The organism is Paenibacillus sp. FSL F4-0236, assembly GCF_038000135.1.
Classification (GTDB): Bacteria; Bacillota; Bacilli; order Paenibacillales; family Paenibacillaceae; genus Paenibacillus_AQ.
Genome location: NZ_JBBOBK010000001.1, coordinates 4658380 through 4684098, shown reverse-complemented (window position 1 = coordinate 4684098; position 25719 = coordinate 4658380). Strand labels below are relative to the sequence as shown.

Annotated in this window: 22 protein-coding genes; 18 read left to right on the top strand and 4 right to left on the bottom strand. The window is 42.8% G+C overall.

The window, feature by feature from the left end; translation table 11 throughout:
- Positions 1 to 253: 253 nt before the first annotated feature.
- Together NSQ29_RS20970 and trmB are read left to right on the top strand one after the other, a co-directional pair.
- Entirely contained in the window at positions 254 to 439 is a 186-nt protein-coding gene (locus NSQ29_RS20970) for a hypothetical protein (RefSeq protein WP_042125061.1), read from the top strand.
- Positions 440 to 635: 196 nt separating this feature from the next.
- Positions 636 to 1352, top strand: coding sequence for a tRNA (guanosine(46)-N7)-methyltransferase TrmB (gene trmB / locus NSQ29_RS20965; protein WP_036679523.1), 717 nt, complete (start codon positions 636 to 638; stop codon positions 1350 to 1352).
- Between the two features lie 84 nt (positions 1353 to 1436).
- Here the strand turns inward: trmB and NSQ29_RS20960 are convergent, their stop codons facing one another.
- Both NSQ29_RS20960 and NSQ29_RS20955 read right to left on the bottom strand, forming a co-directional pair.
- On the bottom strand, positions 1437 to 2552 hold the full coding sequence (locus NSQ29_RS20960) for an MGDG synthase family glycosyltransferase (RefSeq protein WP_081382712.1): 1116 nt from the start codon (positions 2550 to 2552) through the stop codon (positions 1437 to 1439).
- A gap of 49 nt (positions 2553 to 2601) precedes the next feature.
- On the bottom strand, positions 2602 to 3129 hold the full coding sequence (locus NSQ29_RS20955) for a phosphatase PAP2 family protein (protein ID WP_042185706.1): 528 nt from the start codon (positions 3127 to 3129) through the stop codon (positions 2602 to 2604).
- Positions 3130 to 3533: 404 nt separating this feature from the next.
- On the opposite strand from NSQ29_RS20955, the gene NSQ29_RS20950 reads away from it, so the two are divergent.
- The 4 genes from NSQ29_RS20950 (at position 3534) to rplT (ending at position 6201) form a co-directional block, all read left to right on the top strand.
- Positions 3534 to 4772 (top strand): glycosyltransferase family 2 protein, encoded by a 1239-nt coding sequence (locus NSQ29_RS20950; RefSeq protein WP_042185708.1) that lies wholly within the window; start codon positions 3534 to 3536, stop codon positions 4770 to 4772.
- A 279-nt stretch (positions 4773 to 5051) separates the two neighbouring features.
- Positions 5052 to 5549, top strand: coding sequence for a translation initiation factor IF-3 (gene infC, locus NSQ29_RS20945; RefSeq protein WP_036679510.1), 498 nt, complete (start codon positions 5052 to 5054; stop codon positions 5547 to 5549).
- Positions 5550 to 5609: 60 nt separating this feature from the next.
- Positions 5610 to 5810 (top strand): 50S ribosomal protein L35, encoded by a 201-nt coding sequence (gene rpmI / locus NSQ29_RS20940; RefSeq protein WP_036679507.1) that lies wholly within the window; start codon positions 5610 to 5612, stop codon positions 5808 to 5810.
- 31 nt (positions 5811 to 5841) lie between these two features.
- Positions 5842 to 6201: a 50S ribosomal protein L20 gene (rplT, locus tag NSQ29_RS20935; RefSeq protein WP_042125073.1), complete on the top strand. Its 360-nt coding sequence runs from the start codon at positions 5842 to 5844 to the stop codon at positions 6199 to 6201.
- A gap of 140 nt (positions 6202 to 6341) precedes the next feature.
- Here the strand turns inward: rplT and NSQ29_RS20930 are convergent, their stop codons facing one another.
- A complete protein-coding gene (locus NSQ29_RS20930) occupies positions 6342 to 6884 on the bottom strand; it encodes an acyl-CoA thioesterase (RefSeq protein WP_042185711.1) in 543 nt (180 codons plus the stop codon).
- Positions 6885 to 7191: 307 nt separating this feature from the next.
- Here NSQ29_RS20930 and NSQ29_RS20925 point away from each other — a divergent pair, with 307 nt between their 5' ends.
- The 5 genes from NSQ29_RS20925 to NSQ29_RS20905 all read left to right on the top strand — a co-directional run bounded on the left by NSQ29_RS20925 (position 7192) and on the right by NSQ29_RS20905 (position 12543).
- Positions 7192 to 8247: a BMP family lipoprotein gene (locus tag NSQ29_RS20925; protein WP_042185713.1), complete on the top strand. Its 1056-nt coding sequence runs from the start codon at positions 7192 to 7194 to the stop codon at positions 8245 to 8247.
- Between the two features lie 179 nt (positions 8248 to 8426).
- On the top strand, positions 8427 to 9965 hold the full coding sequence (locus NSQ29_RS20920; RefSeq protein ID WP_042125080.1) for an ABC transporter ATP-binding protein: 1539 nt from the start codon (positions 8427 to 8429) through the stop codon (positions 9963 to 9965).
- Positions 9958 to 11031 (top strand): ABC transporter permease, encoded by a 1074-nt coding sequence (locus tag NSQ29_RS20915; RefSeq protein ID WP_341125988.1) that lies wholly within the window; start codon positions 9958 to 9960, stop codon positions 11029 to 11031. Before NSQ29_RS20920 ends, NSQ29_RS20915 begins: the two co-directional genes overlap by 8 nt.
- Entirely contained in the window at positions 11032 to 11988 is a 957-nt protein-coding gene (locus NSQ29_RS20910) for an ABC transporter permease (RefSeq protein ID WP_042125085.1), read from the top strand.
- A gap of 201 nt (positions 11989 to 12189) precedes the next feature.
- Entirely contained in the window at positions 12190 to 12543 is a 354-nt protein-coding gene (locus NSQ29_RS20905; RefSeq protein ID WP_042125087.1) for a hypothetical protein, read from the top strand.
- 22 nt (positions 12544 to 12565) lie between these two features.
- Here the strand turns inward: NSQ29_RS20905 and NSQ29_RS20900 are convergent, their stop codons facing one another.
- The gene (locus NSQ29_RS20900) at positions 12566 to 13012 is read right to left on the bottom strand and encodes a GNAT family N-acetyltransferase (RefSeq protein ID WP_042125089.1); all 447 of its coding nucleotides are present in this window, start codon (positions 13010 to 13012) and stop codon (positions 12566 to 12568) included.
- A 590-nt stretch (positions 13013 to 13602) separates the two neighbouring features.
- On the opposite strand from NSQ29_RS20900, the gene ilvB reads away from it, so the two are divergent.
- From ilvB to NSQ29_RS20865, 7 genes are all read left to right on the top strand, one after another.
- Complete coding sequence (ilvB, locus tag NSQ29_RS20895) at positions 13603 to 15345, top strand: biosynthetic-type acetolactate synthase large subunit (RefSeq protein WP_042125091.1); 1743 nt, start codon at positions 13603 to 13605, stop codon at positions 15343 to 15345.
- The gene (ilvN, locus tag NSQ29_RS20890) at positions 15342 to 15830 is read left to right on the top strand and encodes an acetolactate synthase small subunit (protein ID WP_170880323.1); all 489 of its coding nucleotides are present in this window, start codon (positions 15342 to 15344) and stop codon (positions 15828 to 15830) included. The genes ilvB and ilvN overlap by 4 nt, the downstream gene beginning before the upstream one ends.
- Before the next feature lie 179 nt (positions 15831 to 16009).
- Positions 16010 to 17002 carry a ketol-acid reductoisomerase gene (gene ilvC / locus NSQ29_RS20885; protein WP_036679485.1) on the top strand — a complete coding sequence of 331 codons (993 nt, stop codon included), beginning with the start codon at positions 16010 to 16012 and terminating at the stop codon, positions 17000 to 17002.
- Between the two features lie 102 nt (positions 17003 to 17104).
- On the top strand, positions 17105 to 18646 hold the full coding sequence (locus NSQ29_RS20880) for a 2-isopropylmalate synthase (RefSeq protein ID WP_341125987.1): 1542 nt from the start codon (positions 17105 to 17107) through the stop codon (positions 18644 to 18646).
- 330 nt (positions 18647 to 18976) lie between these two features.
- Positions 18977 to 22717, top strand: a complete 3741-nt coding sequence (locus NSQ29_RS20875; protein ID WP_341125986.1) for a collagen binding domain-containing protein — start codon at positions 18977 to 18979, stop codon at positions 22715 to 22717.
- Between the two features lie 289 nt (positions 22718 to 23006).
- Positions 23007 to 23849: an MBL fold metallo-hydrolase gene (locus NSQ29_RS20870; RefSeq protein WP_042125099.1), complete on the top strand. Its 843-nt coding sequence runs from the start codon at positions 23007 to 23009 to the stop codon at positions 23847 to 23849.
- Between the two features lie 130 nt (positions 23850 to 23979).
- Positions 23980 to 25719 carry a sensor histidine kinase gene (locus tag NSQ29_RS20865; protein WP_341125985.1) on the top strand — a complete coding sequence of 580 codons (1740 nt, stop codon included), beginning with the start codon at positions 23980 to 23982 and terminating at the stop codon, positions 25717 to 25719.

Genomic DNA, 25719 nt, shown 5'->3' with positions numbered 1-25719 from the left:
CATCCTTTATAAAAGAACACACAGCCGTTTCTTATAATCCAATACATTGTATCAAAAAACAGAGCTCGGCGTAACATTCACTCCCGGTACTGGCATGAAAAATAGGCCGAAAGTAAGGCGCTTTCAACTTGAAAATGCTTACATAGTATGTTATATTCAGAGTGTGAAAAGCTGCTGTGGCTTAAAGAAATTCAGCCAGGAGTTCATAATTTCGTGTCGTCCGATCCATAATAATAACCGTGAGGTGATAGCAATGAATTCTCAAACGGTATATGCTGAGGGTAAAGATTCGATTGAAGTCCACTTAACGCCAGATGAAGCCCTTGCACTAACAGGTGTGGAATTTAACGGCAACCCTAAGATCAAGACAGATGCACAGCGTAAAATTCGCAGCGCATTCGAAAAAAAGACATTTGCCACAAGCTCAAACACAAAGTAGATCCTAATCTACCGGACAAGAATGAGCCTTAATTCCAAATATACACAACGAAGGAATTCCCCTGGATAGCTCATTTAAGAGCTGAGCCAGAGAATTCCTTTTTCTTTTTTACCTCAATCCCTTTACTTTTCGGGACAATTTCGGCACAATATTGCAAGTGACAGTTATCGTATAAGAGATAATCGGAGGAATACCTATGCGTTTACGCGGAAGAAAAGGAATACGTGAAAGTTTGGAAGAACAGACCGATCTAGTCATTCTTGACCCTCGGAGTTATAAAGGTGAGTGGTCTAAGCTGTTCGGAAATGATCATCCGATCCATGTGGAGTTCGGAATGGGCAAGGGACAGTTTATCAGCCAAATGAGCTTCAAATATCCCGATATTAATTTTATCGGCGTTGATATGTATGATGAGCTGATCCGCCGTGCTGGAGATAAGGCTAGAGCAGTATGGGAGCCGGCAGGTCATGAGACGCCGCCCAACCTGAAATTGGCACTCGCCAATATTGATTATGCAGAGGAAGTATTTGCTCCAGGAGAGCTGGAACGAATTTATCTTAACTTCAGTGATCCATGGCCGAAGAGTAAGCATGCTCGTCGTCGTTTGACACACCCGCGTTTTCTTGACAAATATCGGGGGCTGCTAAGCGACTTAGGTGAAATTCATTTGAAAACAGATTCTCGAAGCCTATTTGAATTCTCATTAAATGCATTTGCGGACTTTGGTCTACAGATGAAAAATATCTCGTTAGACCTACATGCGGACGGCATCATAAATGAGGATCATATTATGACGGAATACGAGACGAAATTTGTCGGACGTGGCGTGAATATCCATCGTTGTGAGGCCATTGTAGGTGCGGAAGCGCTCAAGCAGTATCAAGCTACCCGTTTGGACAAATATCGGTTGTAGTTACAAAGCACTACTCCAAAAGATGTGCTTCAATAATAAAGCGGCAGCCTCCAAGTGGTTTGGAGGCTGCCGCTTTTAAATTAACTATTCCAATAATTCGATAATGCTCTGAGCACATTGCAATGGGTGGTAACGGGCGATTTCCTCAAGATGAAGTTTTCGCTTATTCTGCACATCCTCGTAGTTGTTTAATAGACGTTCCATCCACATTACGACTACGTCTAAAGACTCTATCGGCTCTCCGAAACCTGCTGCGGTAAAATAGCGGCAATTCTCCTCCTCCTGCCCGGGCAGAGGGTTATAGAAAAGCATCGGTATTCCCTTAGCAAGCCCTTCACTGCAGGTCATTCCACCCGGCTTCGTGACGAGCAGATCGGACACCTCCATCAGCTTGTCAATCTCACGCGTAAAGCCGATCAAGGATATATTAGGATGATTATAACGTGAGTCTTCTTTCATTTCCTGAAGCAGCTCTTCATTCTTGCCGAGACAGAAAACAATCTGAATCTTCTCTCGCCATTCCGCCAGACAGGCATTTACAACCTGATCGTTCATGATCCCCCAGCCGCCGCCCATGACTAGTACCGTTGGCATATCCTTGAGATTGAATTGCTGTCGAATCTCCTGCTTTCCAGGATGCTGCCAAAAATTAGGGTGTACGGGTATCCCAGTAACCTGAATTTTTGCAGAAGGAATGTTTCGCATACGCAATTTGGATTTAACCTCTGGTGTTGATACCAGATAACGGTCTACCTCTGGACTGATCCAACTGGCATGTGCGTCATAATCCGTTATAACAGTTACGAGTGGCATCTTTAGGGTAGGATCCACTCTCTTAAGACGAGATACTACAGCACCCGGAATGAAGTGTGTGCAGACAATAACGTCAGGTTTCAACTGCATAACAACATTTTTGGTATGCGTATAAAATATACGATGCAGGGCAAGCGTGGTAAGACGATTAAATGATTTCTGGTGACGGTAGACATACCCCATCAGCTTTGGCTGAGTCGTTACCGTCTTACGGTAAGCAGACAGAATAATGGGTGCCATTTTGGGATTAAGGAAATTCCCAAGTTCTAGCACCTTCGTTTGTAAATTAGGTGACAGTTGGCGCAGACTGCTCGACAGCGCATAAGCTGCTTGAGTATGTCCTGCTCCAAAGCCTTCTGAGAGTATTAAAATTCTTTTTTTTTGCAATTTTGATTCACCTATTCTCAAAGGTTTTCCCGGTTTAACCATATATACTTCAGATCCATAAGGCTATAGTGCCCGCTGCAACACTGGTTCCGATCACTAAGCCTGCAAAGACATCAGATGGATAATGTAATCCCAGATAAATGCGTGAAAACCCGACAATACAGGCCAGCGGCAGCAGAATAACGGTCAAGGCAGGAAATGCTACCATATATGGGACCGTTGAAGCAAAGATAGCTGTAGTATGACCAGAAGGAAAGGAATGATCCTTTAATGGATTACGAAATGTGTTCGTATCCGGTAACGCCAGATAAGGCCGCATGCGTGGATACAGTTTTTTAGCGACAGCAACGGGCAAATGGCTAACAGCTAGAGCCGTCATTGCTTGCAGGCTAGCGGTTCTCCATGGCTGAGGAGCAAATGCCCATATCAGTATGTTGATAACAATTGTGCTTGTAGCTCCACCCAAATGAGTGAGATAGAAGAGCCAAAAGTTCAGAAAACGATTATGCATTCGACCGTTGATCCACTTAAAAAGGTGCCGCTCCCAGAGATGTAGCTTCATGAATAAATGTCTCATATCTTGTCCCTCCGCCAGTCGGCTACCGATAACAGGTGCTTATGAGCAGTCCGTTCTTTAGCATTAGATCTGTCTTAATCATACTTTTTAAAGGTAGTCCATTTCAAGGAAAAGCTCAGTTTTGCTAGAAATTTGCTAGTTTTGACTTAGAGCCGCTAACGCCGTACAATGATTCAAGCGGACTAAACATGTTTAAAAGGGTAAGAGATAAATAAGGATCCAAATAAATGGAATCCATACAATTCTTTTAAACAACACATATAAAAATTGTGAAGTCTGCCTAGAATAAGAATACTCTTGGTCTATTGTTAAGGGATGCAACAAAAGGGTCAGAAGGAACGTCAAGCAAGCTAGAGAGAAAAAAAAGAACACCGAGAGTGAAAAAAAGGGGGCATCAAAAGGTCATGACAGACGCACTGTTTGTTACGCTCCAAGTGATCTTGGCAGCAATCGCAGTATATCAGTTTACCTTTTCGTTATTTGGTCTGCACAAGAAAAAGACAAAGACAAAGTATAAGCCAGAAAAAACATTTGCAGTACTTGTTGCTGCACATAACGAGGAAGAAGTCGTCGGCGCGTTAATGGAGAACCTGAAGCAGCTTAACTATCCTTCAGAACTGTTTGACGTATTTGTAATTTGTGACAATTGTACAGATGGCACAGCTCGCATCGTTAGAGAGCACGGAATGAACGCTTGTGTCCGTACTAACCCGAATCTACGTGGTAAAGGTTATGCCATTGAATGGATGCTCAAGGAGCTTTGGGGCATGCAGCGTCAATATGACGCAGTTGTAATGTTTGATGCCGATAATCTGGCACATACTGAATTCCTAATGGAGATGAATAATGATCTTTGTTCAGGAGCACGTGTTATTCAAGGTTATATTGACACCAAGAATCCAGAAGATTCCTGGATTACTGCAGCGTATGGTGTGTCGTATTGGTATATTAACCGTTTGTGGCAACTTTCACGCCATAATTTGAATATGGCGAACTTCCTTGGCGGAACAGGAATGTGTTTCGAGACCAATCTCCTTAAAGAGATGGGCTGGGGAGCTACAAGCTTGGTTGAGGATCTGGAGTTTACGATGCGCAGTGCATCTCATGGTGTATATCCTAAGTTCAACTATGACGCAAAGGTATTTGATGAGAAGCCTCTAACTTTCAAGGCCTCTTCAAGACAGCGTCTGCGCTGGATGCAAGGACACTTTACTGTAGCTCGTCGTTATTTTTTTCCATTACTTTGGCAAAGTATTAAAGAACGTAGCTTAACGAAGTTTGACCTTGCGCTTTACGGAGCAAATGTGTACATTGTTTTGCTCACCTTCTTGATGACGGCGGTAATGTGGGTGGATATGGCCCTCTTTAACGGACCGAATATTGCTAATATTTACGGCAGCTTGCCAGTCTGGCTCGGTTTCCTTGCGATCGGTTTGAATCTGGTGACCTTTGGGATTGCGATGGCTTTGGAGAAGGTTAAATTCAAGAAGGTGTACGCTTATCTGGTGTTCTTCCCAATTTACCTGATCTCTTGGTATCCAATTACGTTCTATGCGTTCTTTACGCAGAACAACAAGCAATGGAGCCATACCAAGCATACGCGTGTCGTAAGACTTGAAGAAGTGCAAAGCAAGCAGGTATAAGATATTTAAGAATATTGAATAAAAGAATTGACACTCCGTTTGGAGTGGTGTATAGTATTCAAGTACGCAAATCATAGGGATTGCAAGAAGAAGCACCTGCTTCTCACCTGACTGGCATATTCGCCGGCTGGTTTTGATCTCAATGCTTTATGAATGTTAATGTTCATGAACGTTGATCAAACACGGGGTGTCGGGTGTTACCGGCACCCCTTTTTTATGGAGTAAGGCAGTATAGTTGTTAAAAAGATCCGGAGGTGGAGAGTTATCAGTAAGGAACATATGATCAATGATGAAATTCGGGCCAAAGAGGTACGGTTGGTTGGTGCGGAAGGTGAACAAATCGGAATTAAACCGATCCGCGAAGCGTTGCAAATGGCGATCGATCTTAATCTAGATTTAGTCAATGTAGCACCACAGGCTAAGCCGCCGGTATGCCGCATCATGGATTACGGCAAGTTCCGTTATGAAACGCAGAAGAAAGAGAAGGAAGCCCGTAAGAACCAGAAGGTCGTTGATATCAAGGAAGTCTGGTTCCGTGCTAACATTGAGGAACATGATTATCAAACCAAGTTCCGCAATGTGATCAAGTTCTTGGGTGAAGGCGATAAAGTAAAGTGCTCCGTTCGTTTCCGCGGACGTGAGATTACACATGCGAATATCGGCCAGAAAATCCTCGAGCGTGTTAAGAACGAAGTGGCTGATATATCTGTTGTTGAGCGCCAGCCTAAGCTGGAAGGTCGCAGCATGATTATGATCTTGGCTCCTAAAGCCCAATAAATCTGGAGTCACTTGCTTACATGCAATTTGGCGCCGCATAATATTCAAGGAGGAAACACCATGCCTAAGATGAAAACACATAGCAGCCTGAAAGGCCGCTTCAAAATTACCGGAACTGGTAAAGTAACACGTTACAAAGCTCACAAAAACCACTTGCTGTCCCACAAATCTAAACGCGCTAAGCGCGTTCTGAACGGTAATCCAGTAATGGCCCCTGGGGATGTAAGACGTTTGAAACAAGGATTGGCTAACTTGAAATAGTTTATCACACATTTTTGGGAGGTTTATTAATATGGCAAGAGTTAAGGGCGGATTTGTAGTTCGTCGTAGACATAAAAAAGTATTGAAATTGGCAAAAGGTTATTTCGGTTCTAAACACCGCATTTTTAAAACAGCTAAAGAACAAGTAATGAAATCGATGGTTTACGCTTACCGCGACCGTCGTCAAACTAAACGTAACTTCCGCAGACTGTGGATCGTTCGTATTAATGCAGCAGCTCGTTTGAACGGTCTTTCTTACAGCAAGCTTGTATACGGCCTGAAATTGGCTGGTGTAGAAGTTAACCGTAAGATGCTGGCTGATCTGGCTGTAAATGATCTTAACGCATTCAACTCCTTGGCTGGTATTGCCAAAGAGAAAATCAACGCGTAAGTGTTGTAATATAATCGAAAAGCACCGCCTGCGTGTTGCCCATGCAGCGGTGCTTTTTTGTGTGGTATGAAGTATATAGAATGAGGAAATGATTTCTCTGCCGTAAAAAAAACGAGAAAAAAACTCTGCTTAATGCAGAGTTATTCCCAGTACTTCACAGTATTGAGCTCGGCAGCGAGCTTTTTACTGATGGTTCTTCTTACTTTACGTAGCTCAGAACGTTCATTAGCTGATTCGCTGATCAATTTCTCTTCATCGGTCTCTGGGATTATGGCAGGAACTGGAGTGGGAGTACCATCCTCCCCAACTGCAACAAAGGTAAGGAATGAAGTGGCAGCGACGGCGCGCTCACCCGTATATAAGTTTTCTGAAATGATCTTTACGAATACCTCTATGCTTGTACGTCCGGTCCAAGAAACGAAGGATTCGAAGCATACGGAGTCTGTAGGTCGGATGGGCCTCAAGAAGTCAACAGAGTCTGTAGAGGCTGTAACGACATTGGCACGGCAATGGCGCATAGCTGAGATGGAGGCTACTTCATCAATGCCGCTCATAAGCTTACCGCCAAACAATGTTTTGTGATTATTAACATCATTAGGGAAAACGCGTCCGGTTTTGAAGACACGGGATTCACGGCAATATTTAAAAGCCGGCATCGTTTGTGGATTTTTTTCATCGGTCATATCTGATAACTTCCTTTCAGTGCAAATACTAAGCAATCATAATAATAGAAAACACATAAGTGTGCAATAATATTTGTAATGTGTTGGAATACTATACAAAGTAAAATAAGGTTTTCTAACATCATTCAAACATGATGATAACATGTCGTGTCATGGAAAGCGGTTACTTACGAAAAAGTACAAATATTTATTGACCTGAGGTCATTTATGGACTGGATTTTAGATTTTATTGCAGTTATAATTTGATCTATGGAATGTCCAAGTAGAACACAGATGACATCCAATATTTTAAGGGGGATCACATTCAATGAAAAAAGTTTTCAAGCTATCTCTTGTAATGTTGCTGGCATTCACAGTAGTATTGGCCGGTTGCGGAAACAACAACGCTAAGAATGCTGCAAATGGCGAGACTAATGCAGGAACAAATGGCGGAACAAATGCCGCAAAATCTGATTTCAAATTTGGTATGGTTACTGACATCGGAGGCGTAAACGATAAATCGTTTAACCAATCCGCATGGGAAGCATTACAAGCTCTTGAAAAAGAAACAGGTTCTTCCGTTAAATATTTGCAAAGTAAATCAAACGCTGACTATGAGCCAAACCTTAACCAATTCGTTAAAGATGGCTACAACTTGACTTGGGGTATTGGTTTTGATCTTGGCGACGCAATTAAAAAGGTTGCTGGTGAGAACGCAAATGCTAACTTGGCAATTATTGATAGCGTTGTAGATGCTCCTAACGTAGCATCCGTTACTTTCTCTGAGAACGAAGGTTCCTTCTTGGTTGGTGTGGTTGCTGGTTTGACTACAAAAACTAACAAGGTAGCTTTTATCGGCGGTATGGAAAGCCCAGTAATCAAACGTTTTGAAGTAGGCTTTAAAGCTGGTGTATTAGCAGTTAAGCCTGACGCTAAAGTTACAATTACTTATGCAGGTGCATATGACAAACCAGATACTGGTAAATCTCTTGCCGCTACATTATATAACGATGGTAATGACATCATCTTCCCTGCTGCTGGTGCAACAGGAAATGGCGTATTTAACGAAGCTAAATCCCGTAACAAAGCTGGCGGTGCAAAAGTTTGGGTTATCGGTGTAGACAAAGACCAATCCATTGAATTTGGTACGGACGTAACTTTGACTTCCATGATCAAACGCGTTGACGAAGCTGTGAAGAAGGTTTCCAAAGAAGTAATCGATGGTACTTTCAAAGGTGGTACTACAACTGTTCTTGGTTTGAAAGACAATGGTGTAGGTATCTCTGATACATCTAAAGTTAACGTTTCTGAAGAGATCTTGGCTAAAGTTGAAGATTACAAAAAACAAATCATTGATGGAACAATTACAGTTCCTACCGAGTAAGATCTCCCTTTTATTTGTCGGATTACAATAAGCAACAAAGAATAAGGCCGGTTATGTGCTGGCCTTATTCCTTGTTAAAGCACTGGTTATGATAAGTTGGACACAGTTATACCGTCTTGAAAAGGGCGGTACATCCGTGTCTGCATGGTAGTTATATATTCTGTGATGAGGGTGATTCCATGAGTGCTGCGGCTCCTGTCGTAGAGTTGAAGCAAATCACAAAACGATTTCCTGGTATTGTTGCTAACGATTCCATTAGCTTGACCTTAAAAAAGGGTGAGATTCTTGCATTGCTCGGTGAGAATGGTGCAGGTAAATCAACCCTAATGAATATCGTGTTTGGATTGTATCAACCGGACGAAGGTAGTATTGAAATCGACGGGAAACCGGTTATAATTGATAATCCCAATAAAGCGATTGAGCTTGGTATTGGTATGGTGCATCAGCATTTCAAGCTCGTGGAACCTTTTACGGTTACCGAGAATATTGTTCTTGGGATGGAGCCGAAGAAAGGTCTTAAAATTGACTATAAATCCGCTGCGGAACAGGTTCGGAAGCTATCGGAGCAATATGGCCTGCAAGTGAATCCAAATGCCGTTATTCATGACATTTCTGTAGGTATGCAGCAAAGGGTAGAAATTATGAAGACCCTGTACCGCGGAGCGGATATTCTCATATTTGATGAGCCGACTGCAGTACTTACGCCTCAAGAAATTACGGAATTGATGGCGATTATGAAGCGGCTTGTTGCAGAGGGAAAATCTATTATCCTGATTACGCATAAGCTTAAAGAAATTATGCAAATATCTGATCGGGTCACCATTATTAGACGCGGAAAAGTAATCGATACCGTAAATACCGCAGAGACTAATCCGAATGAACTAGCTGAGAAGATGGTTGGACGTGGCGTAACCTTCAAGGTAGATAAGAAGGCTCCTGAGGTTGGCAAAACTGTACTCGAGCTGAAGGATGTGAACAGCAAGAGTAAAGACGGTGTCTCGGTGCTGGACGGTCTTAGCTTTGATGTGAAAGCCGGAGAAATTCTCGGAATAGCTGGTGTAGATGGCAATGGACAGAGTGAACTGATTCAGGCCATTACAGGTCTGCGTAAAATTGATTCTGGTTCTATTCAGGTGTCCGGGAACGAAATAGCTAATTTATCCCCGCGTAAGATTACGGAGATGAATGTGTCTCATATTCCAGAGGACCGTCATAAGCATGGTTTGGTGCTTGATTTCTCAGTAAGTGAGAACATGGTTCTGGAAACTTACTATAAGAGTCCATATAACAAAAATGGCTTTATGCAAAATGATGTCATTGATAAATATGCTGAAGGTCTTGTGGAGCAATTTGATGTGCGTACACCTTCAATTCAGACCAAAGCACGTTCTCTATCCGGCGGAAATCAACAGAAAGCGATTATTGCTCGGGAAATAGATAAAGATCCGACATTACTTATTGCAGCACAACCAACACGCGGTCTAGATGTTGGGGCTATCGAGTTTGTTCAAAAGCAGCTTATCGCACAGCGTGACCAAGGAAAAGCTGTATTGCTCATTTCGTTTGAATTGGACGAGATTATGAATGTATCAGACAGAATTGCTGTAATCTATGAAGGCAAAATTGTCGGTGAAGTGTTCCCGCAGGATACGAATGACCAGGAACTGGGTCTTATGATGGCAGGCAGCTTGAAGCGGGGAGGTAAGGCAGTTGAGTAAATTCAAAAAAATCTTCACAACTGACAGCTATATCGTTCCTCTTGTCGCCATCGTACTTGGTTTTCTTGTGGGAGCAATAGTTATGCTTATGGGTGGTTATGATCCGATAACTGCTTACTCCGCACTGTTCTCACGTGTATTTGGTAACTTGTACAACTTTGGTGAAGCCGTGCGCGAAATGACGCCATTAATGCTCACTGGTTTAGCCGTAGCCTTTGCATTCCGTTCAGGGATGTTTAATATCGGGGCAGACGGACAAGTGATGATTGGTATGACAGCTGCAACCGTGGTGGGCATTAAATTTGCAGCCTTGCCAGGATTCATATTGGTTCCGCTTGCTGTTATTATAGCAGGGTTATGTGGAGGTCTGTGGGCTGGTATCGCTGGCTACTTGAAGGCCAAACGTGGGATTAATGAAGTTATTACCACGATCATGTTAAACTGGGTTGCTCTGTACTTGTCGAATTATATTGTAAGAGCATTTCTTTTACTTCCGGGACAGAATCGTTCCGAGGATATTCCAGCTTCACTTTCTATGACGTTCTTGAATTCTTTATTTGACAATGCACGTCTGCACTGGGGAACAGCTATTGCCCTTGCCGCAGCAGTATTCTTCTATGTCTACTTATGGAAGACTAAGCAAGGATATGAAATGCGTGCTGTTGGTTACAATCCTCATGCTGCCGAGTACGCAGGTATGAATGTTGGCCGTAACGTTGTAAAAGCAATGTTCATAAGTGGAGTATTTGCAGGGTTGGCCGGAGCAGGGGAGGTACTGGGTGTATTCCATTATCAATCTGTGTTCGCGGCATCACCAGGATATGGTTTTGATGGTATCGCAGTGGCTCTACTTGGTTTAACACATCCACTTGGTGTTGTTCTTGCTGCGATTCTCTATGGTACGTTGACTTATGGTTCTGCAGGAATGAGTTTTGCTGCAGATGTTCCTCCAGAGCTTATTCGTATCGTTATAGGTTCAATCATATTCTTTATTGCGGCACAAGGGATTGTGCGCTGGGTGCTTAAGCCCTTTTACTTCAAGCGCAAGAAAGAGAAGGTGTTATAGATGGATCTGCAGACGTTAGGTCAACTGCTTAATACAACGCTTGTTTTTTCCACAGCGCTTATTTTTGCCTCACTTGGCGGCATCTTCTCTGAACGCTCTGGTGTCGTAAATATTGGACTTGAAGGTTTGATGATGTTTGGTGCTTTTGCCGCAGCAGTGGGCGGTTATTATGCTCAAGATGCTGGGATGGGTGAATGGGCTCCTTGGATTGGCGTACTATGTGCTATGGCCGTCGGGGTAATTGGTTCACTAATTCATGCAGTTGCAGCTATTACCTTTAAATCGGATCAGACGATCAGTGGTACGGTTATTAACTTTTTAGCCGCAGGCAGTACGCTCTACATGGTAAAGCTGCTGTTTGATGGATCTGCTGAAACTCCACTAATCGATGGGTTTAACAAGGTTTCAATTCCTGGACTCTCCAAAATCCCAGTGATCGGTGAAGGGATATTTAATTCCTATCCGACCACTTATCTGGCCATTGTGCTGGTTATTGTTATTTATTTCGTTTTGTTTAAAACGCCATTTGGACTGCGTTTACGCGCAGTAGGTGAACATCCTAGTGCTGCAGACACCTTAGGGGTCAAGGTGAAGCGGATGAGATATATCGGCGTAATGCTGAGTGGATTGCTGGCTGGTATCGGTGGTGCTACAATCACTCTAACTACAACCGGAACCTTTGGACATAATACGATTTCAGGTCAAGGTTTTATCGCTATTGCAGCGATGATCTTTGGTAAGTGGAATCCGCTTGGTGCCTTTGGCGCTGCTGTGTTCTTCGGATTCTCTCAAGCGATCCGTAACTACGTACAATTGTTTGAATGGTCAAAGGACATTCCACAAGAGTTTATCTTTATGATTCCTTACGTATTAACGATCATTGTATTGGTGGGTGCTGTAGGTCGTTCCGCTGCTCCTAAGGCATTAGGTCAGCCTTACGATCCTGGTAAACGCTAGATCTTTTCGATTTTTTGCTTATATCATTATCAAGCCGTATTTCCGGACTTTTCCGGAGATACGGCTTTTTTTTGTTAGGATCGATATGGATAAACATTAAGAGGTAAGGGCAAGTGTACAGGCGAAGGTACTTTTGTGCGAATAAACTGTTTTGAAGATGGTGGGAATCAGAGGCATGCAAAACTTTTTGGAGGGGATATTATGACTAAGCCAGTTACGAAAAAGCAGGTTATGAGGCTCATAGGTAAACAGATCATCGCTGTGAAAAAAGATGGCACACAGGTTACAGGAAAGCTCCTTCGTGTATCAGGAAATCGTCTTATTTTGCAACGTGTAAGTGGTAAAAAAGTACAAACTAAAGCAATCATTCCATTAGTGTTGTTTGATTTGCTCGCCATTGGTACTGCCCCTTATGCTTATGGTGGAGGTTATGGCGGTGGCTATGGAGGAGGCTATGGTGGAGCTACACCTTATGGTGGCGGTTACGGATATGGAACTCCTTATGGAGGTTATGGGTACGGAGGCACACCATATTCACCTTTTGGATTCTTTTGAGTTCCGATAAGTGCTGCTTTGGCTAGGAGAATCGTTTCTCAAGCTCGTAACAAAAACTTAGTGATTGATAACGGGCTACGCTGTAGCCCAATTTTCGATAAAAGGCTAGCGCTGCTGCATTCCCTAGATCGACAGATACCTTAGAACGATGACAACCGCGAGAAAGTGCAAATCTTTCTGCCCGATCCATAAGCATATTTCCCAAGTGTTTTCGCCGAGCATCTGGTGCAATGGCTAGCATATCGATGTAGAGTAAATCACCATGCAGCAAGAAATGGACAAACCCGTTTGGATCGCTTTCATAGTCGGGACAGGTGACAAGTGTGATTCCGTGTCCTAGACGACGGGGTAAATCCTTTTTGATTTTAGTGATTTCAGTTTGCGGCAGATGAGATAATGGAACGAGCTGTCGCTCGATTAAATCAAAAATAACAACGTCATCCTGCTTCGGTCGACGATAACGAATCATAGAGCGTCCCCTTTCCACGCATTGTCGTACATCATATGTTGGGAGAGGGGCAGGCGTTCCGAGAGGGTAGAAGCAGGAGTTGTGACGATTTTAAAAATAAGGGTATTGACTATCCGTGATAGGAATCATATAATGTGTCTAAACATTTTAACGAACATACATGTATCGGCAATGATGAGGACGAAGTTTTAAGGGCTCTTTTGCTCAGAGAGTGTGAGGATTTGCTGCAACCTCCACCGAAATCCCTTATATACGAGCTCACCTCGGAGCTGTTTCCCTGAAAGGTCCACTGGCTAGAGTGGTGGAATTATTAGGGGGAATCGTTTAGTCCGCGTTACGGACTTCAGGTTACAGAGATTAGGGCCCTTGCCTACATCGATGGATTTTTGTATACCTGATAAGGCGTTGCATCGCGAGATGTAATGCAAACATGGGTGGTACCACGGAAGATCAACCTTTCGTCCCTCACGCGCTAATACTGTGCGTGGGAGGCGGAAGGTTTTTTTGTTTTATAAATAACTATTTGCTGATGTATAGAGGACGGTCCGTCATTTGCATAATGAATGTTAAATATCGGAGGAGGAATACTGATGAGCGCGCAAATACCGGAATTACGGTCTACAGAGCAGCTAAAAGAAAAATGGATGGAGCCGGAAGTTATTACCGGTTCGGAAATACTACTCCGCAGCCTTGTATTGGAGGGTGTAGACACAGTATTCGGATATCCAGGTGGAGCTGTATTGTACATTTATGATGCATTGTACGGCTTTACGGATTTCAATCACGTGTTAACACGTCATGAGCAAGGAGCGATTCATGCAGCTGACGGTTATGCTAGAGCAAGTGGCAAACCAGGGGTGTGTATCGCAACCTCGGGTCCTGGCGCAACAAACCTTGTAACAGGTATTGCTACAGCATATATGGACTCCACTCCATTGGTCGTAATCACAGGTAACGTTTTCTCAAGCCTGATCGGTACAGATGCTTTCCAGGAAGCAGACATTACCGGAATCACGATGCCAATCACTAAACACAGCTACTTTGTAAGAGATGTTGAGGATCTCCCTCGCGTAATACATGAAGCTTTCCATGTGGCGAATACCGGTCGTAAAGGTCCAGTATTGATCGATATACCGAAAGATGTGTCGGCAGCAAAGACGTTGTTCACACCAGTGAAGACCGTAAATCTTCGTGGCTACAACCCTTGTACAGTTCCAAACAAACTGCAGCTTGATAAACTGGTTCGTGCGATTGAGGTTGCTGAACGTCCGATTATCATTGCAGGTGGTGGAGTTATCTACTCTGGAGCACATGAGGCTATGTTCGAATTCGTGAAACGGACAGAGATTCCAATAACTACAACCTTGCTGGGACTTGGAGCCTTCCCAAGTGCTGAAGAGCTTTGGATGGGAATGCCAGGTATGCATGGCACATATACCGCAAACAATGCGATTCAGCAATGTGATTTGCTCATTAATATCGGTGCCCGCTTCGATGACCGTGTTACGGGTAGGCTGGACGGCTTCGCGCCAAAAGCCAAGATCGTGCATATCGATATCGATCCTGCAGAAATCGGAAAAAATGTATCGCCTGATATTCCGATCGTTGGAGATGTAAAAACTGTACTGGAAATGCTGATTCCTGAGGTTGGCCGTGCATCTAAGGCTGATGCTTGGAGAACGCATATCGCGCAGTCGAAGCTTGATCAGCCACTTCGGTATAAAGATTCGGAGACAGAGCTTAAACCACAATGGGTTATTGAAATGATTAATGACACCACTAATGGTGAAGCGATTGTTACTACGGACGTTGGCCAGCATCAGATGTGGGCAGCACAATATTACAAGTTCAATCATCCGCGTTCATGGATTACTTCAGGTGGTCTTGGAACGATGGGCTTCGGATTCCCATCAGCTATCGGTGCGCAAATGGCACATCCTGAACGGTTGGTAGTATCGATTAACGGGGATGGCGGTATGCAAATGTGTTCCCAAGAGCTGGCGATTTGTGCGATTAACAATATACCTGTCAAAATCGTTGTTATTAATAATCAAGTGCTTGGAATGGTTCGCCAATGGCAGAATCTTATCTATGACAAACGTTATAGCTATACAGACCTTGCAGGTAGTCCGGATTTCGTTAAGCTGGCTGAGGCCTATGGTGTAAAAGGTCTACGGGCGACGAATAAGGAAGAAGCACGTGATGCATGGCAGAAAGCTCTGGAAACACCGGGTCCAGTATTGGTAGAATTCGTTGTTCCAAAAGACGAGAATGTCTACCCGATGGTAACTCAAGGTTCAACCATCGATCATATGCTGATGGGGGATGAATAACAGTGACAAGACATACGATTTCTGTACTCGTAAATGACCAGCCAGGTGTGCTTCAACGGGTGTCAGGCTTGTTCGGTCGCCGTGGATTTAATATTGAGAGTATTACAGTCGGCCAGTCCGAAGAGGTTGGATTATCCCGGATGGTTATCGTTACTCTTGGCGACCAGCATACCCTTGAACAAATCGAGAAGCAGCTCTATAAGCTAATTGATGTTATCAAAGTTGTTGATCTTGGAGCTAAGCCAATGGTTGCACGCGAGCTGGCTCTGATTAAAGTGAATGCTGATCCAAGTGAGCGTCCGGAAATTTTGGGTGTAGTTGAGACTTTCCGTGCTTCAGTTGTCGATATCGGCAGCACCACTATACTGGTGCAGGTAGTTGGGGAGACACAGAAGATTGACGCGATGATCGAGCTCTTGAAGCCTTATGGAATCAGAGAGCTGTCTCGCACAGGTGTTACGGCTATGGTACGTGGCAACTCTTAAATAGTTTATTTTGCGACTTTAACGGATTACTGCTTGATTGCATTAATCTGATATGATATGAATGACATTCCCGCTAAAGAGCGGGAGCTTGAGGAGCAGCTTGATCTAATCGACGAATCCAGTTCTCTTGAAGCACCCGCTCTTTATGATGGGTCTCAAATTAAAGGAGGATATTGACAATGGCAGTTACAACGTACTATGAACAGGATGCAGAACTTAGTGTATTAAAAGGAAAGACAATTGCGGTAATCGGGTACGGTAGCCAAGGACATGCCCAAGCACAAAACCTACGTGACAGTGGTCTTCAAGTTGTCATCGGTCTTCGTGAAGGTAAATCTTTTGAAACTGCGAAAAATGACGGTTTTGAAGTATTGCCAGTAGCTGAAGCAGTATCCCGTGCAGATGTTGTGCAAATCTTAATGCCAGATGAAACTCAAGCATCCGTATATAAAAATGAAGTGGAACCAAACCTCAAAAAAGGCGCAGCTTTGATGTTCTCCCACGGATTTAACGTACACTTTGGACAAATCGTTGCTCCTAAAGATGCGGACGTGCTGCTCGTAGCACCAAAATCTCCAGGTCACATGGTTCGTCGTACTTATGTTGAAGGCTTCGGCGTTCCTGGCTTGATTGCAATCGAACAAGATGCAACAGGTAAAGCGAAAGAAATCGGTCTTGCTTATGCAAAAGGTATTGGTTGTACACGTGCAGGAGTTATCGAAACTTCTTTCCGCGAAGAAACCGAAACCGACTTGTTCGGCGAACAAGCAGTACTTTGTGGTGGTGTATCCGCACTGATCAAAGCTGGATTCGAAACTTTGACAGAAGCAGGCTATGCTCCTGAAATGGCTTACTTCGAATGTCTGCACGAATTGAAACTGATCGTTGACATGGTATACGAAGGCGGATTGTCCAGCATGCGCGATTCCATCAGTAACACTGCGGAATACGGTGACTATGTAACTGGACCACGCATTGTAACTGAAGATACTAAAAAAGCAATGAAAGCTGTTCTGACAGATATTCAAGAAGGTAAATTCGCTCGTGACTTTATCCTTGAGAACCAATCCGGACGTGCTTTCCTTACCGCTACTCGCCGCAACGAAGCTGCTCACCCAGTAGAAGTTGTAGGTAGCCAATTGCGTGAAATGATGCACTGGATTAAGAAATAATTATAATCATACTTATGATTAAATAGTATTACCTTCAAATGCGGCCGTGACTTTGCGAGCCGCATTTGAGAGTTTCAGCACAATTTTTGGGAGGTGCTTAGCATGCGGAAAATTTATGTGTTCGATACGACACTGCGAGATGGAGAGCAGTCACCAGGTGTGAACCTCAACACGCGTGAGAAAGTGGAGATCGCTTACCAGTTAGAGAAGCTGGGAATTGATCGCATGGAAGCGGGTTTTCCTGCAGCTTCTCCAGGTGATCTAGCTTCTGTTAATGCGGTGGCAAGAGCTGTGAAGAACGTCACGGTAATCGGCCTTTCTCGTTCTAGAGAGACAGATATTGATGCTGTAAAAGAAGCACTACAGGGAGCGCAGGACCCTTGTATTCATATTTTTCTAGCTACATCTCCTATTCACCGCCAGCATAAGCTACGGATGGATAAGGCTCAGGTGTTGGAAACTGCACAGTCTGCTATCCGATACGCTAAGAAATATTTTCCTAAGCTCGAGTTTTCATTAGAAGACGCGGGCCGTACGGAGTATGATTTCATGGCTGAAATGGTCGGTATGGCTATCCGGGAAGGCGCGAATGTTGTCAATATCCCGGATACAGTAGGCTATTTGAATCCTTCGGAGTACGGAGCTATCTTTAAATATCTAAAAGAGAATGTGCCTGATATTGAACGCGTACAGCTTAGTGCCCATTGTCATAACGATCTTGGCATGGCTACAGCAAATACACTGGCTGCGATTCAGAATGGTGCAGATCAGATCGAAGGAACGATCAACGGTATTGGTGAACGTGCCGGGAACACAGCGATTGAAGAAGTGGCATTGGCGCTGGAGACACGTGCTGAATTCTTTGGCGCAAAAACTTCCTTAACTTTGTCCGAGATTTCTCGCACAAGTCGCTTGGTCAGCAAGTTGACAGGTATGGTAGTCCCAGGGAATAAGGCGATTGTAGGAGCTAATGCATTTGCTCATGAATCGGGTATTCACCAGGACGGAATGCTGAAAGAGAAAACCACTTATGAGATCATGACACCGGAGACCATTGGACTTAAAGAGAGCAAACTGGTACTTGGTAAGCACTCTGGACGCCATGCTTTCCGCGATAAGTTAAGTGATCTAGGGTATGTTTTATCTGAAGAAGAGCTTAATACAGCTTTTTCAAGGTTTAAGGACTTGGCGGATAAGAAAAAAGAAGTGTCGGATGAAGATATTTTGGCATTAATTGAAGAGAAACTAATTGATACGCCAGAAGTATTCAGACTTCAGACGATTTACGTTACTTACGGTAATAAAGCTGTTCCAACTGCTAAGGTGATTATCGATGGTCCGGAAGCGGAGCCTATTGTAGCAGAGGCAGAAGGCAATGGTTCTGTAGATGCCATCTACAATGCAATTGATAAAGCCACGGGTGAGGAAGTTACCCTTGGGGACTATTCCATTAAATCCGTCTCCCGTGGTAAAGATGCACAGGGCGAGGTTCATGTAGTACTGTCGCAGGGTGAAGTTGCTGCACAGGGCCGTGGACTTAGCACCGATATTCTGGAAGCGAGTGCCCGTGCTTATATTGATGCGCTTAACAAGCTTCTAGAGAAGCGTAAAACTTACACCAAACGTGACCACGCAAGTATATAAAATGTACATTGTATTTTTTATTTTTTAAGTAGTATTACGCTTACTATTAAGATCTAGAAGAGAATACATGAGATACGACAGGGATATGCGAGTTTCCATCGCATATCCCTGTTTTTTTATTTGGAAGAAAAAGTATGGAAAAGACTTGTACAGGACTCTGTTCAGATTATGTATAGATGCATTATTTACAATAGATGTAAGCATGGCGATTAGTAGAAGGAGAAAAAATCAAGGAGGTCACTGCGGAGCATTAGAGCATAAGAGCACAAGATCCAAAGTATAGAACTTGGGAAAGCACAATAAACGAATTGAAAAGGAGGCATTTTAATAATGTTATCAAAAAAGAAAATAAGCGCATGGCTCATAGTATTATTACTTGTGACGCAGTGGGCTTATAGCTTTGGCTTCGGGTTCAATACGCCAGCATATGCGAGTGGAAATGGTACTGTGATTGGAGATAATCTCATTACTAGTGTTTCGCTTGCAGTATACACCGATGATAAATACACAAATACGGTTACGGAAAGCGTATATCAGCTTGATTCCTATTCGGAATTAAACTATACATGGGCAATTTCAGATGGGCATGGGTATAAGGAGGGTTCTACCTTTACGTTTGATCTTCCAACACAGTTTGAACTTTATAATGATCTGAATGGTAATCTCATTTTTGACGATGAGCCTGTAGGGACTTATACGGTTGACAAAAATACCAATAAAGTTGTATTCACATTTAACAAATATATTGAATCCCATGATCAAGTGGGCGGCACCTTTACAGTAAGGTCGCTACTGAGCTCCAAAAAGATTACAGGCTCTGCTAAGCAGACAATAACATTCCCTATTCAGGGAGGAACTCAGACCATTGAGCTTAATTTTAAGCCAAAGGTTAGCTCTACGATAGAAAAAAACGGTTCACCGAAACCGCAGTATTATAACCCAACAAGCATTGCTTGGACGGTTGATGTAAACAAGGTTCTGGATAGTGTTTACAATGCAGAGGTTACAGACAAGCTTCCTTTGGGATTGTCTTTAAATACCGTATCTATTGCTGTTTATGAGCTTGACGTGAATGTCGATGGGACTGCAAGTCTTGGTAGTTTGGTGAATAGCGGCAAGTATGATGTATCCGCCTCCTCTTCAGGTGAGCTTAAACTTAAATTTACGGATAACCCGATTACCAAGGCCTATCGAGTTCAATTTTATACAGATATTACCGGTTCAGGTATAGATGCAGCATCGTTCTATAATGAGGCTATTCTAACTGGGGATGGCGGGATTTCTAAGAAAGCTAGTACTACAGTTACAGTTGGGCGCGGCAAGCCGCTGTCGAAAGAGTCCACTGGATACGATGCGGCAACTCAGACGATTTCTTGGGCTGTTAATTTCAATTACAATGAAAAAACAATTTTAGCGGCAAATGCTATCTTAAAGGATATGTTTAACAACTCCCAAGATTTAATCCCTACCTCTGTCAAAGTCTATCCGGTAACGATTGACAGCAATGGTAAAGGGATCAAAGGCGCAGAACTTGCTTCAAGCGAATATACGGTGACGCCAACAACTGCAACGGGGTTAAATGGTTTTGATCTGAAATTCAACAATGATTTAAGTTCTGCTTACCGAATTGAATATCAGACAAAAGCAAATGGCCGTGTATTTGATGATGGCCAAATTACGAACAAGATTACTTATGATGGAAAATCAGAAACTGGAAATCGCGATATTAAACAGCAAATTCTTCATAAGAACTATAGCAATGTTAATTATGCGACAAAGACTATTGATTGGACGATTCAAATTAACGATGACAGCAAGACTATGGAAAATTTAGTGGTGACCGATACTTTTGGCAACGCGGGATTAAAGCTAATTCCTGGCACATTAAAGGTTAAACCGACCAAAGGTGGAACTGCTACCGTTCATACTGTTGTATACAATGATCATAATCCACCTGCAGTGGACGATGGGTTTGTAATTACTTTTAATGGTTCAATTAATGAGCCTTATACTATTACTTATACAACAAGCTTTAACTATGATTGGCTGGCTTCGGGCAAAACGCAATTTTCAAATAAAGGTGCACTCGATTGGAAAGAAACGGTGAATGGGGTACAGGAGCCAAAGCATAAAGAAGCGACCTCAACCTTTAATCCAAGAGATGAAGTTAAAAAAAATGGGAAAAAGAGTGGGTCCTACAATGCTGTAACAAAAGAGATCACCTGGAATATTGGTGCCAATTATAATCAGAAAACGTTAAGCCAAGCACAATTGGTAGATACCATTTCGGCTGGGCAAGTCGTCAACGTGGATTCTGTAAAAGTTTATAAATGGGAATATGGGAAGAATGGTGATCCTTCTCCTCAAGCTAACGTGAATTCCGCTGATTATAATGTGAAGCTAAATGGTAATGAGCTGAAGGTGACATTTAATAAAACCATTAATTATGCGTTCTACGTCACTTTCAAAACTACATTCGCTGATCAAGCGATTGATTCAAATGAAATTAAAAATACAGCCATATTGTATGACGGTACGAAAGAAGAATCCGCAAAACTGGAAGCCACTGTTAGTATTCCACAAGGTGGGGAATACGTTAATAAAGGCGGCGATCAGGACGGCAATAAAATACATTGGACAGTTAACATCAACCGTAACCAATCTTTTGTAAAAGAAGCAGTAATTACAGATATTCCGAGTGATAATCAGATCCTACTGTCTAATACTTTTCATGTCTATAAAACGACTGTTAAAGCTGATGGGACTATAACACCAACCAATCAAGAGTTGATCAAAGATACGGATTATAAGCTGGAGATTACTGCGGACAGCAATGGAAAGGAAAGCTTTGAGCTTAGTTTCCTAAAGGATATTTCGGAGGCTTATATTCTGAAATATGACTCCCTGATTACAGCACAGAACAATGATAAAGTAACCAATAAAGTTAGTTTTGATGGTAAGAACGTCAAGGTAATAACAAATGAAAGTACCAAGGAAATTACAGTTAAGCTTTCCAGCGGTTCTGGAACAGGAAGTGGTGTAAGAGGACCCCTGACCATTACGAAGATAGACTTTAGTAATCCTGCAAAGCTACTAAGTGGAGCTACATTTGATCTATATCGCGTTGTTGACAACGATAAGATCTGGATAAAGGACGGTACTACAGATATAAATGGGATACTCGAATTTACCAAGCTAACCGGTGGGAAATATGTAGTGATTGAGAAAACAGCACCTGTGGGTTATGTACTTGATCAAACACCACATGAAGTGACTATTGCCTTGACGACAGGGGTAAGTCTTGAGGTGAAGAATAAAGTTCCAACACCAACAGCAACACCCGCTCCGACAGTAACACCGGCGCCAACGGTCACACCGACGCCGACAGCAACGCCGACGCCGACAGCAACACCGACGCCGACAGCAACACCAACAACAACACCGACGGCAACGCCGACAGCAACACCGACGGAAACACCTGTGTCGACAGTAACACCTACGTCGACGCCAGACAATCCAATTTTCCCTGTGTCGACCCCGACGTCAATACCGGGAGTAATCGTTACGGCTACTCCATCCGCAACACCTGTGGTGGCGACACCAACGGTAGCACCAACAGCAACACCAACTATTACGGCGGTGCCAACTAGCACGCCTATAGTTCCGAAGGTGACGCCACCTGTAGAGAAACTGACTACAGATGAGGAAGTTCCTCTTGAAGGTGAAATCCCACTTGGGGGCGTGCCGAGTGTCGGTGAAAAGCCAGATCATGGTAAGGTGACAATTACTAAGGATGGCAAGTGGATTTATACACCAGATCCAGGCTTCATTGGCAAAGACAAGTTCACGATCATTGTGACAGATAAGAATGGAAATGAAGAAGAGATCGAGATCGAGATTGATGTCGAGGAAGTACCGACAGGTACAGTGAAAGAACCAGGGGATAACAGCAGTAAACCAACAGAGCTTCCGAAAACGGGAGAAGACAGTGCACTTCCTATTTACTTAGTAGGTGGAGGTCTAGTTCTTGTGGGATTTGTGTTAGCTCGAAGATTTAAACGAAGTAATTAATATATCGTAATGATAAGGGTGCTGTCCCGGCACTCAACACCCATAGGATAAAAGTCAACGGAGCAAGGCTCCTCCTGTTATTGGAGGAGCCTTGCTCTTTATTTTTGGTCTATGGCTACTCGTTTCATAACCTTCTTCACTTGCTACCCAACTCCCAACGAAGTGAACCTTGACGAAAATGGGATTTTCACTCATTATTCGTAATGTAGCGCCAGCGACACTATTTAGCATATATCTTTTTTTTACTAATTAGTAAGCGCTATCATAAAATGCGCTGGGAGATGATACCATGGAATTTATGTATTTAGGAACTGGAGCAAGCGAGGGTTATCCAGCTTTATTTTGTCAATGTGAACGTTGCTCTATGGCGATGGAGCTTGGTGGCAAGAATATTCGCGCTCGTACAGGAGCGCTTATTAACTCTGATTTGCTGCTGGATTTCTCACCTGACATGTATATGAATAAGCTTCGTTACAAATTGGATTTGGGGAAAGTTAATCATTTGATTGTTACGCATTCGCATACGGATCATTTTGCAGCAGCAGAGCTCATGATGAGGCATGAACATTGGTATTGTCAGCTGCAGGAGAGTGGAAAAAAACTGCATATTTACGGAAATGAAACGGTAGAAGAAACGATGAAGTCAGCTCTTCGCTATGATTATGGAACCGATACGATTGAAGATCCTTTTTACGAGTTTCATATCATACAACCTTTCATGCCCTTCACTCTAGGAGAAGTGACAGTAACCGCATTGCCAGCCCATCACAAGCCGGATGAACATAGCTTTATCTATCTACTTGAGCAGAATAACACAAGATTCTTATACGGCAATGATAGTGGTATATTCAGTGATGAAACCTTCAATTATCTACGTGATAAGCACCTGGACGTTGTTAGTCTGGATTGTAATTATGGGCTAGAGGATAGATATGATTATCATATGGGGATCTCCGGTTGTCGGATTGTAAGAGAACGTTTGCTTGACCAAAATAGTTGTGATACTAGTACATCATTTATTCTGACTCATTTCTCTCACTACAGCGCAGAGTTGCATGATACTTTAGTTAAGAATACAGCAGAGGAGAATTTCATCATTTCCTATGATGGGATGAAAGTCTTCTTAGCATGACGTGATGATAGTCTATCTATAATTAAAAGAATAGTCATTACCCGTAAAATCCTCCCTTGAGGAAAGGACTACTTTACGGGTCTTTTTTATAGCTTTAAGGGCTCAAAATGAGTAGATACGGAGGTAGAGAATGAAGCTGCTGGCTACGGGAAAAGTAAAATGGTTCGTCTATCAGAAAGTTGTCATCGTATTTATCGTCTTTTTGATTCCGCTCATTTCGATGAATATTTGGGTGAATTATAAGGGGATGTCATTCACCAAAAATACGATTTTGGACTCATCCCTGGCTGGGGCGTCATTCTATTCCAAGCAACTGGATAAAGAGATATATTTCATCCGCAATCAACAATTACAATTTCAAGAAGATAAAAACATACAGAAGCTTAGTTTCCGAGGCGAAAGTTTAGAAAAGTATGAAGAGGTAGAATTAATCGGTAATGCTGAAGATCTATTGAATCGGATCATTGCCTCAAGCGAATATGTGGTTAACGCCGGGGTATATATTAAGTCTCTGGGCAAAACGATCTCTGGTAAGACGGGGGTCACGGCCATTCCTAATATGGAGTACGAGAAAATTTCCTCGTTACTTAAGGTTAAGCAGAAGCCTTCATTCTATCGGAGCGGTGATGCGATTTTCCTTATAGAAACAGGAGATAATGCGGAGCTTTGGTCGTATATTGAAATCTCAAAAGGTAAGCTATTGGAGGCACTAAATCAAATCGCAACCTTATATCAAGAATCGGAGGTATTTTTGGGAAGTAATGAGCTGGGCAATATTCTATCTACTACAGACGATCAGTTAGTATCTACTGAGGTCCTTAGGCTCATCACCAAACAGGATCAGTTTAATTCCGATATCCCAGAAATAAACAAGGTGAACGGTAAAAGTTACTTTATTGCCCATAACTTTATCAGTTCTTTGAATCTATCCTTGATTATGTACGTGAATCAGAATGAAATCACAAGGCCCTTAAGCCAATTTAATACACTACTATATGCCTCTTTCGTCATCGCTATTGTGGTAATGATACTTTATTCTTATTCGGTAAATCTAATGATTCATAGGCCCTTATCCAAATTGGTTAAGACATTCCGTATGGTAGAAACGGATAATCTTGATTTAGTCATCGAGTCAAAGACCAAAGATGAGTTTTACTATATATTTAATAGTTTTAATCGCATGGCTTCTAGACTTAAGCGTTCTATTGAGGAGAATTATGAACAGAAGATTGCCCTGCAGCATTCGCAGTTGAAGCAATTGCAGTCACAGATTAACCCGCATTTTCTCTATAACAGCTTCTTTAATATTTACATGATGTGTAAAGTAGGAGATTCCGATAGTGCGGCTGAGCTCTCACAAAAGCTAGGGAGCTACTACCAATACATCACAAGAAGTGGATCGGACGAGGTGGCTTTCTTTAAGGAGTATCAGCATGCGCTTGATTATTGTGAAATTCAGTGTATTCGCTTCTCGAATCGTATTTCTTTCGAATATGAAGAAATACCCGTTTTGGCGAACGCGATTTTAGTACCGAGGCTGATTATTCAGCCGATTGTTGAGAATGTTTTCGAGCATGCTTTCGAAGACGACTCCCGACAAGGGGTTGTCTATATTGGTGCCGAATGCGAAGAGGGAATAGTAATTATCACAATTGAAGATAACGGTAATCTTTTAAAAGATGAGGAAATAGAGTACTTGCAGAAGAAACTTGCGATGGGTCTGAAACAAGTTGAGAAGACGGGATTAATCAACGTTAATAATAGACTCCAATTGAAGTACGGACCAGATAGTGGCTTGTTTGTCTCACGCAGCAAATACGGAGGATTGAGGGTAGAACTGATAGTTAAATATGAGAGTAAGGAAGTGTGA